The organism is Pedobacter sp. 01N416, from assembly GCF_056399685.1.
Genome location: NZ_JBFTRT010001021.1, coordinates 1 through 623, shown reverse-complemented (window position 1 = coordinate 623; position 623 = coordinate 1). Strand labels below are relative to the sequence as shown.

General features: G+C 40.4%; 1 protein-coding gene. It reads left to right on the top strand.

From position 1 onward, the window contains the following. Positions 1-117: 117 nt before the first annotated feature. Positions 118-623 (top strand): ABC transporter permease family protein (locus AC1DND_RS29020; protein ID WP_477586456.1); only part of this gene is annotated, 506 nt, incomplete at its 3' end.

Below are 623 nucleotides of genomic sequence, written 5' to 3'. Positions count from 1 at the left end.
GGTTAGGGCAAATCCTGGCGTTTTATTGATGAAGAATGGAGTGGTAATCAATAAATGGCATTTTCACAACGTACCCACTTTCGACCAACTCAGTCGAAAATATTTCGATAAATAAATATGATCGGATACGCGCTAAAAAAACTGATGTATGGACTGCTGGTGATGGGCGGTGTAATATTGGTTGTTTTTGTGCTGTTTAATATTTTACCTGGCGACCCTGCACGGATGACGATGGGGCAAAGGGCCGATGTACAATCGCTCGAAGCAGTTCGTAAAGAATTTGGTTTAGACCGGTCCAAACCTGTTCAGTTTGTTTTATACATTAATGATTTATCGCCAATTAGCATTCTTGATAACGATAGTACCAATCAACAGAAATATCACTACACAAAACTGATGGCCTTTGATAAAAAGGCGCTGGTGATAAAATGGCCTTATCTTCGCAGTTCCTACCAGACCAAACGTGATGTAACAGCTATACTTTCTGAAACCGTACCGAATACCTTCATTCTTGCGCTAACAGCGATGATTTTCGCCACCATAATCGGTGTGTTTTTAGGCGTGCTTTCAGCAGTTTATAAAGATTCATGGATTGATAAATCGGCCAATGCATTTGCCATTCT